Annotated in this window: 7 protein-coding genes; 4 read left to right on the plus strand and 3 right to left on the minus strand. The window is 69.7% G+C overall.

What is annotated here, in order from left to right:
- Positions 1 to 67: 67 nt before the first annotated feature.
- The 3 genes from AB0K14_RS21580 to AB0K14_RS21590 all read left to right on the plus strand — a co-directional run bounded on the left by AB0K14_RS21580 (position 68) and on the right by AB0K14_RS21590 (position 4,922).
- On the plus strand, positions 68 to 751 hold the full coding sequence (locus tag AB0K14_RS21580; protein WP_360466421.1) for a TetR/AcrR family transcriptional regulator: 684 nt from the start codon (positions 68 to 70) through the stop codon (positions 749 to 751).
- A 1,196-nt stretch (positions 752 to 1,947) separates the two neighbouring features.
- Entirely contained in the window at positions 1,948 to 3,897 is a 1,950-nt protein-coding gene (locus AB0K14_RS21585) for a CRTAC1 family protein (RefSeq protein ID WP_360466424.1), read from the plus strand.
- 5 nt (positions 3,898 to 3,902) lie between these two features.
- Entirely contained in the window at positions 3,903 to 4,922 is a 1,020-nt protein-coding gene (locus AB0K14_RS21590) for an enediyne biosynthesis protein (RefSeq protein WP_360466427.1), read from the plus strand.
- Between the two features lie 439 nt (positions 4,923 to 5,361).
- On the opposite strand, the gene AB0K14_RS21595 is transcribed toward AB0K14_RS21590, so the two are convergent.
- On the minus strand, positions 5,362 to 6,093 hold the full coding sequence (locus AB0K14_RS21595; RefSeq protein WP_360466430.1) for a helix-turn-helix transcriptional regulator: 732 nt from the start codon (positions 6,091 to 6,093) through the stop codon (positions 5,362 to 5,364).
- 995 nt (positions 6,094 to 7,088) lie between these two features.
- On the opposite strand from AB0K14_RS21595, the gene AB0K14_RS21600 reads away from it, so the two are divergent.
- Positions 7,089 to 7,772, plus strand: coding sequence for a winged helix-turn-helix transcriptional regulator (locus tag AB0K14_RS21600; RefSeq protein ID WP_364338544.1), 684 nt, complete (start codon positions 7,089 to 7,091; stop codon positions 7,770 to 7,772).
- A gap of 35 nt (positions 7,773 to 7,807) precedes the next feature.
- On the opposite strand, the gene AB0K14_RS21605 is transcribed toward AB0K14_RS21600, so the two are convergent.
- Together AB0K14_RS21605 and AB0K14_RS21610 are read right to left on the minus strand one after the other, a co-directional pair.
- Positions 7,808 to 9,052 (minus strand): beta-ketoacyl synthase N-terminal-like domain-containing protein, encoded by a 1,245-nt coding sequence (locus AB0K14_RS21605; protein ID WP_360461602.1) that lies wholly within the window; start codon positions 9,050 to 9,052, stop codon positions 7,808 to 7,810.
- Positions 9,049 to 9,306 (minus strand): phosphopantetheine-binding protein, encoded by a 258-nt coding sequence (locus tag AB0K14_RS21610; protein ID WP_360461599.1) that lies wholly within the window; start codon positions 9,304 to 9,306, stop codon positions 9,049 to 9,051. The genes AB0K14_RS21605 and AB0K14_RS21610 overlap by 4 nt, the downstream gene beginning before the upstream one ends.
- Between the last annotated feature and the right edge of the window lie 9 nt (positions 9,307 to 9,315).

The following is a 9,315-nucleotide window of genomic DNA, read 5'->3' on the forward strand; positions in this document are numbered from 1 at the left end:
ACCCCGCGGCGCGGCGACGCGTAACAACGCTATGGGCCGGATAACGTCGTTGTGCAACACTGACCGAATGTCTCCACGAAAGCTCGATCCGGAGATCCGGGCCACGTTGGTCGACGTCGCGGCGAGGCTGTTGGCCGAGCACGGGGCCGAGGCGCTGTCCACCCGGAAGATCGCCGCCGAGGCCGGCACCTCCACCATGGCCGTGTACACCTACTTCGGCAGCATGAGCGGCCTGGTGCGGGACATGGTGCACGAGGGCTTCGCCAGGCTGGAGCGGCAGTTCGCCAGGGTGCGGGAGACCGACGACCCGGTGGCGGACCTGGCGGCGCTCGGCCACGCCTACCGGTACAACGCGAAGACCAACCCGTACCTGTACGCGGTGATGTTCGGCGGCCAGTCGCTCGCCGGCTTCTCGCTGACCGAGGAAGACCGCCAGTACGGCAGGTACACGCTGCTCACGGTCGTGGACCGGGTCAACCGCTGCATCGCGGCGGGCCGGTTCCGCGAGGGCGACCCCATCCTGATCGCGCACGAGATGTGGATCACCACGCACGGCCTGGTCAACCTGGAGCTGGGCGGCTACCTGATCCCGCCGGTCGACGCGGACCGGTGCTACGAGGTGATGCTGACGAGCCTCATCGTCGGTGTCGGTGACGACATCACTTCGGCGACGGCCTCGATCACCGCGTCCAAGGTGCGGCACCACGAAGAGGTCGAAGCCGAGCCCGAGGCCGCCTCCACGCCGCTGTGACCACGCCCGCCCGACCCCGCTAGCCACACCACACCGCGCCGAGTCACACCCGCGCGGCCTCATCGGGCCGTATTCGGCCGCAGCGGGCCATCACGGCCACCGAAGGGCACCCCGGGGCTCCCCCAGGGCCTGCCGGGTGGCGCTCCCCTCGCCTCGTCGCGCTGAGCGCTGCTTGCGCCACACCGCGCACTCCCCGTGCCGCACCCCTGCTGCGCTCCCCGTGCCGCGCTCCCCCTGTCACACCCCCGGCGCCGCGCCGGCCCCTTCCCGCGCCGGCCCCTTCCCGCGCCGGCCCTCCGCGCGCCACGTCCTGACCCCCTCACGCCGCCCTGCCCGCGCTGCCCCTGCCGGTGTGACGCCGGCCGCTCCGGGGTCGGACCAGGCGGCCGTTCCCCGCCCGCAGCACGCCCGCCCGCAGGTGGCGCGGCGAGCCGGCCCATTGCGGCAATCCAGGAGAATCCGCCCGACCGACTGTCGCGGACAATGCCCACAGGACGCCTGGACGGCGGGGCACTTGATCGGTCAACAACGACCGAAAGCGCGGCTCCGCAGAGTGCGGAAAAGCAAAGGGAGGCTCTGCGGGTAGACCTCTGGACAGCGTAGGAGAAGCCGAGTGCGTGACGGTAGCAAAATAAAACCGACGGATCACGCCGAGCCGGTCGACCGCAGTCCGAAAGGCCCGCTCAGTCGACCCCTGAGCTGGGGGAACATTACCCGGCGAGACCAAAGAGGACAGCCGCACAGGGCCTGCCGCGCTCATCATCAATTACCGCGCACGACACCCCTGGCCGCTGAGCAAGCCAGGAGTAGCTGTCCCGCCGAGGCCTCTGCAACGCTTTTCTCGTTTAGTTGTCCGGTGCCGGGTTGCCGAGTTGGGGGACGAGGTTGAGTGCACTACGCGCCTCGCGGCGCAAATTGCCGGAGACCATCGCAAGGTCGTTCCCCGCCGGTCCCGCCCGCACGGACGGGGCACGTCGGCTGCGGAACGCCGAACAGCGACTGGAGTCCTCCGCGTCGCACCACCGGCACGACGACCCGCCATCGAGCGCGGGTCGCACGGCCGAACGGGCGGTGGCCGCCCACATCACCAAACGCGTGAGCCGCGCGCCGTCGGTCCCCGACGGCGCCGAGCCCACGCCCTCAACGTGGCGGCGACGCATCGCCGAGCAATTCGTCCACCAGGAAGGAGTCAGCTTGTGACCTCCACAGCCAGTTGGCTGCGCAGGCAACTACCCGGCGTATTGGCACTCGTGCTCGTCGCGGCCACGTTCTTGGTGGCCCGGCTGCCGCAGGTGTCGGCCGAGGAGCGGCAGGGCGTCGCGGCCCAGTTCGGGTTCCAGCCCGAGTCGATCGCCCTGCCCGGCGGCTACACGCAGCAGACGATCCGCGAGGTGAACCAGCGCTACCAGCACATCAACGCCTGGATCTCCTCGGTCGGTTCGGCGGTCGCCATCAACGACCTCGACGGCGACGGCCTGTCCAACGACCTGTGCTTCGTCGACGTGCGCATCGACCAGGTGGTCGTCACGCCGGCGCCGGAGTCGGGCAAGACGCCGCGCTACGAGCCGTTCGCGCTGTCGTCCGGGTCGCTGCCGATGAACGACGTGATGGCGCCGATGGGCTGCGTGCCCGGCGACTTCAACGAGGACGGCCGGATCGACCTGCTCATCTACATGTGGGGCCGCACGCCGATCCTGCACCTGGCCCAGGCCGACGCGAAGGGCATGGACGAGGACACCTACGAGGCCACCGAACTGGTGCCCGGCAAGTCCTCCGGCACCTACGACGGCCCGGAGTGGAACTCGAACTCCGCGACCGTCGCGGACTTCGACGGTGACGGCCACGCCGACATCTTCATCGGCAACTACTTCCCGCACGGCCCGGTGCTGGACCCGTCCAAGAACACGGGCGTCTGGATGAACGACTCCATGTCGGCCGGTTTCAACGGCGGCGAGGACTACATCTTCCTCTCGAAGGGCACCTCGGGCGACACCCCGACGTGGGACATGTCCGACCCGTTCCCGCTGGAGGTCTCCCGGGGCTGGGCGCTCGCGTCCAGCGCCAACGACGTGAACGCGGACCTGCTGCCGGAGCTGTACGTCGGCAACGACTTCGGTCCGGACCGCTTCCTCTACAACATGTCCACGCCGGGCAAGCTGAAGTTCGAGGTGGTCGAGGGGTCGAGGGGCCCGATGGAGCCGAAGTCCAAGAACGTCGGCATCGACTCCTTCAAGGGCATGGGCGTCGACTTCGGCGACCTGAACGGCGACCAGGTGTACGACATGTTCGTCAGCAACATCACCGCGTCGTTCGGCATCGAGGAATCGCACTTCGCCTTCATGAGCCAGGAGACCAACCTGAACCGGGTCACCTCCAGCCTGGAGGACGGCGACGCGATCTGGGAGGACGAGAGCGCGCCGCTCCAGCTGGCCTGGTCCGGCTGGGGTTGGGACGTGAAGGTGTCCGACCTCGACAACAACGCCGAGCTGGAGGTCCTCCAGGCCACCGGCTTCGTGAAGGGCGACGTCAACCGCTGGCCCCAGCTCCAGGAGCTGGCCACGGCGAACGACACGCTGCTGGACGACCCGATGTGGTGGCCGATCGTCGGCCCCGGCGACGACGTGGGCGGTAACCACCACTTCCACTTCTTCGCCAAGAACAAGGAAGGCTTCTACAGCGACCTGTCGGGCGACCTCGGCATGGCTGCCCAGATCCCGTCCCGCGGCATCGCGACCGGTGACATCGACGGTGACGGCAAGCTGGACATGGCCATCTCCCGGCAGTGGTCCGACCCGGTCATGTTCCGCAACGACGGCGGCTCCGGCAACGGCTTCCTCGGGCTGCGCCTGACGCACGACGAGGAGCAGACCGCGGGCACGCTCCCCGGCGCGGGTTCGCCGGTCATCGGCGCGCAGGTCACGATCACCTCGTCGTCGGGCAAGAAGCAGATCAACCGCGTCGACGGTGGCAGCGGCCACTCGGGCAAGCGCAGCCACGAGGTCCACTTCGGGCTCGGCACCGACAGCGGGTCGGTCCAGGCGCACATCAAGTGGCGCGACCGGGACGGCGAGATCCACGAGCAGGACATGACACTGAGCCCGGGTTGGCACGACATCCAGCTCGGCGACCAGGCCAAGGAGAAGTGACGGAAATGGCCGAGACCAAAACCGCGCCGCCCAGCCCACCGCGGCACGACCCCAAAGTCACCTTGGCGCTGCGGAACTTCGCGATCTCCATCAGCGTCTTCAACATCCTCGGTTACACGATCCTCGGGTTCGAGCAGGCGTGGCTGTGGCCGTTCATCGCCCTGGCCACCGCCTACACCGTCGAGATCGGGCTGGAGCGGATCGGCTCCCGGCAGGAGGGTCGCGCACCCCGCTACGCCGGCCGCGGCCTGCGGGGCATGGTCGAGTTCCTCTACCCGGCGCACATCACCGCGCTCGCGGTGAACATGCTGACCTACGCCAACGACCAGATCTGGGTCATGATCTTCGGCGTGGTCGTGGCCGTCGGCGCCAAGTGGGTCCTGCGGGCACCGGTCAAGGGCCGGCTGCGGCACTACATGAACCCGTCGAACTTCGGCATCGCGGTCATCCTGCTGGTGTTCCCGTGGGCGTCGGTCGCGCCGCCGTACCACTTCAGCGAGCACGTCGGCACCTTCTGGGACTACGCGATCCCGGTCACCATCCTCATGGCGGGCACCATGCTGAACGGCATGCTGACCGGTCGGTTGTGGCTGATCATCGCCTGGTTGGTCGGGTTCGCGCTGCAGGCCGTCATCCGCGGCGTGCTCCTGGACGTCTCCATCCCGGCGGGCCTGGGCATGATGACCGGCATCGCGTTCGTGCTCTACACCAACTACATGGTGACGGACCCGGGCACATCACCGTCCAAGCCGGCGGCCCAGATCGCGTTCGGCGGCGGCGTGGCGGCCGTGTACGGCATCTTGATGGGCATGAGCATCGTGTACGGGCTGTTCTTCGCCACGGCGATCGTCTGCCTGATCCGCGGTGGCTTCCACTGGACGGTCCACTTCATCGAGAAGAACCGCGCCCAGGTGGAGCTGCAGAAGAAGGCGGCGGCCGAGGCGGTCCTCCCGGTGGAACCGCCGCTCGTCGACCCGAAGCAGAACGGTGCGCCGAAGGAGGCCACGGTCGTGGCCACCACCTGACCGGGTTCGCGGCCGACGTCCTCCCCCCGGCCGGTGCAAGGCCCGGGATGAGGACGTCGGACGTGGACCGGCACGTCCCACCGACAGCCCGTCGCCCTCGGCGACGGGCTGTCGCTTCGTGTGGCGGTGAGGTGCCTGCGCGTTGTCACCCGAACTGCTGCACCCGTTCGGCGGTGTCGGGGATGCTCCGATGACGTGCTGTGACACCACTCGGCCCGCACCGCGAGCGGCGTACGGGCGACTCGATAGGAACGCGATGCGAACGACCGGCCGAGAAGAACCCCCAGGAGGTACCTTTCTTCTCCTGGGGTTGTTTTCAGGTCTTCCGCGGCGGCGACTTTTCTTTACCCAGTCGTCACGTACCGGCCCGGACGGCGAGGGGCCCGCCGTCCGGTTGGACGGCGGGCCCCTCGGGTGGTGTTCGTTCGAGCTGAGGTCGTCAGCTCGCCTCTACCGCGTTCATGGCCACCGTCCGGATGTACGGCAGTGCCACCAGGACCGGCGGGTCGAGCATGCCGATCGGGCGCAGGGTCAGATCGGCCTCGTCGACCGGGACCCCCGCCCGGACGGTGATCGGACCGTACGACGCCACGTTCAGCGCCTGGTCCTCGGCCGGGAACCGACGCGGTTCACGCCTTCCGGCGTGGTCCAGCGCCACGGAGTACGCGAGCAGGTGCCACGTACCGGACGGCACGTCGGTGAGCACGTACGGTCCCGGCCGGTGGAGCATGGTGCAGCGGACCGGCGCCCCCTGCGGGATCCGGTCGGCGAACAGCCCTGCGCAGATGAGTCCAGGCGCATCCCCCAGTGATGCGTAGATCTCTCCCCGAACCGTGGACGTGCGCGCGTCCGAACCGCGCCACGCCGCCGGCATCGGCGGAGTCAAACCCCCCAGTTGGCGGTACGTCGTCGGCGAGACGCCGACACTGCTGCGGAACCTCGAACTGAACGTGCCGACGCTGGTGTACCCCACCCGGTGGCTGATGTCGGTCACCGGTAAGGAGGTGCTCACCAGCAGGCGCTTGGCCTCCTGCAGGCGGATAGCCGCCAGGAATCGTCCGGGTGACACACCGGTTACCCGCTGGAACGCCCGCGAGAAGTGGAACTTGCTATACATGGCGGTACGTGCCATGTCGTCGATCGTGAACTGCTCGCCGAGATTTTCGTGCATGAAGTCGATGACGCGGCCTACCGCCCGTTCTATTACGTCCTCCACTACGACCCCCATTCGCAGATGTAATGAAAGGTGAATCGACATCACCGCCACGCCGAGTGGCGCCCCAGTAGCGTGATGGCGGCACGCGTCAGCGCGCGCCGCAACCGGCTCTACCCCCCCGGCCGCCCCCAAGCGGCATCGAATTCCCCCGATTGCTGGAATCTACCAGGGGCTCGACAGCCTGCGCAAGGAGCCAAGACGAGCGGCGGGGGCGTATCACAAGATCCTTCGCCAACCTACCTAGGATGATCTTGTGAACGTTCCGGACGTCTATTTCGGACTCGACGCGAGGGATAGTCGGTTAACCCCCCGAACTCATTACTGCGCCTTTCGGGTGACGTTGCGCGGGCCTCCGTCACCCATCTCACCGAGTGTCGCGGTGGCCCGCCACGGGCCGTCCGAGCAGGGGCGATGGTTATATCCGGCGTCGTTGAACGTTCACTTTCAGCCGGAAAGTTCGGAACCGCGAAGATGCGGTGCCCCAGACGTGGCCGAGGCCACCACACCAACCCGGCGGCAACCGGGGAGGTGTATTCTGGGCCACCCCGAACCCGCCTTCCGCGGCGCGGTCCCGCCGCCTCGGCGAAGAATCGAACGCAGCGCCCGGCGGGTGCCGGACAATCGGAACCGACCGGATCACCGGGGCCGTCACGCCGGCCGCACTCGTGGCACATGATTCACGCCCGGCCGGGTGTGCTCGACCGACGATCACGCGGTGCGGGCACGTCCACCACCGGCGGCTCCGACGGCGCGGCGACGGCGGGTCCCCCTCCGCCCTCGCCCGAGCCCGGCTCCACGTCATCCCACACTGCTGGCACAGCACACGCCCTCTGCGAACCGCTCCGGTACGGCGCCCTCCGGCGTCCGTGGCCGGCACGCTACTAGGCACTAGTCCTAAAAAGCAACTGAGAAGGTCGGATTTCGTACTAACGAGGGTTAGGGTGGAAGTCATGGCGACCAAGCGCAGCTACGACGACGGATGCCCGTCCGCGCACACCCTCGACCTGGTCGGCGAACGCTGGGCACTGCTCATCGTCCGCGAACTGCTCTACGGCGCCAAACGCTTCACCGACCTCCGCACCGGACTCCCCGGCGCCAGCCCCAACATCCTCACCCAACGCCTCCGCGAACTCCACGACGCCGGCATCCTCCACCGCCGCACCCTCCCCCCACCCGCCGCCACCCGCGTCTACGAACTCACCCCCCGAGGACGCGAACTCCAACCCGTCATCGCCGCACTCGGACGCTGGGGCGCACGCTCACCCCAACTCCCCCACGACGCACCCATCAGCGTCGACTCCCTCATGCTCGCCCTCCACACCCTCTACGACCCACACCGCTACGACCACCGCGCCCACGGGCCCTCCAGCCACATCACCCTCCACTTCGGCCGGGACACGGTCCACACGACCATCCGCACCGACACCCTCGACCTCACCCGCGACCCCGTCCACGGCCACCTGCCGCACCGACCGGACGCGACCGTCCACACCGACACCACCACGCTGAACAACATCATCCAGGGACGTCGTGACCTCACCGACGCCCGCGACACCGGGGACCTCACCGTCCACGGCGACACCGACCTCGCGGCCCACTTCGTCACCCTCTTCCCCTTTTCCCCCGCCACGTGACGGCCTGACGGCGCGGGACCGTCCGGGAACGACGGTCAGGTGTCCGGGTGCGCGAACACGACGGCGGTGTTCAGCCCGCCGAACGCGAACCCGGCCGACAGCGCGAACCCCAACCCGGCCCGCCTCGCGCGCGCACCGGTGAAGCGGCACACCGGGTCCACCGGGTCGGTCAGCCCGGGGTTGGGGTGCACGTACCCGCCGCGCACCTGCAACGCCGTCGCCACCGCCTCCACGACGCCGGCCGAGGTGAGGCAGTGCCCGGTCAACCCCTTGGTGGCGTTGACGTGCGGGCCAGGCTCGTCGCCGAACACCTCCCGCAGCGCGGCGACCTCGACGTCGTCGCCCACCGGCGACCCGGTGCCGTGCGCGTTGACGTAGTCCACTCGCGCCGGTGCGATGCCGGCCCGGTCCAGCGCGAGGCGCATCGCCCGCACCTCGCCGGCAACCGACGGGTCGGGCAGGTGGTTGCCGTCCAGCACGACCGCGTGGCCCGCGAGCCGCACCACAGGGGTGGCGGAGCGCGCTGTGGACGACTCGGCCGTCTCCAGCACGACGCACGCCGCCGCTTCACCGGCGTGGAACCCGCGTCGACCGCGGTCGAACGGCGACACCGGCCGCTCGACCGGACCGGCGCCCGCCGCGGCCATCGCGCCGATCAGGAGGAAACCGCGCCGCTGCGAGGAGGACAGCTCGGCGAGCGCGCCCACCACGAGGCACACGTCCAGCGCACCGTCGGCGAGCATCCGCGCGGCCGTGACCAGGCCGAGGTTGCCGCTCGCCGACGCGCCACCGACGGTGCAGCCCTCGCCGCGCACGCCGAGGACCCGGCTGAGCGTGCCCACGTGGTCGGTGTCGTAGTGGTGCAGCGCGTAGCGCGTAGGCACCCGGCCGGCGTGCGCCGCCTCGCTGTAGCTCTCGGTCAGGTTGTTGCCCGCCACCACGACGCCGATCCGCTCGGCTGCGGGCGCGCGGTCGTACAACCCCGCGTCGACCCACGCCTGCACGGCGGCGGCGGTCGCGGCACGCACCGGCAACGGAGAGCGGCGGGCCGTGCGCACGGCGAGGTCGCGCAGCTCGGCCGGCACGTCCGGCACCGACGCCACGGCCCGTTCCAGGTCGAAGCCGGTGAGGCGGGCGGCGAACGCCGGGCCGAGGTCGGGCGGCACCGGCGCCGGGCACGCGGTCAGCGCCACCCGGCCGCACCGCAGCGCGTCGTCGAACCCGGCCACGTCGGGGGCGACCGCGCCGACCAGGCCCAGGCCGGTGACGACAACGGTCACGAGTGGGCCCGCAGCACCCGGACCAGGGTGCCGATGTCGTGGCCCTGCCCGAACTCGTGCACCGGCACCGAGATGCCCAGCTCCTCCATCGTCATGGTGACGATCTCGGCCCGGTCGATGCTGTTGCACCCGAGCTGGGACAACGTGCGGTCCCGGGTGAACGCGCCCTCGTCCAGCTCGGGCACGACCTCCACCGCGTTGCGCCGCAGCGCTTCGAAGACGTGGCGGTCGTGCCCGCCGTCCGGTTCCGTCACAGGGACCTC

This window comes from Actinosynnema sp. NPDC050801 (assembly GCF_040673975.1).
In the GTDB taxonomy this organism is placed as follows: Bacteria; Actinomycetota; Actinomycetes; order Mycobacteriales; family Pseudonocardiaceae; genus Actinosynnema.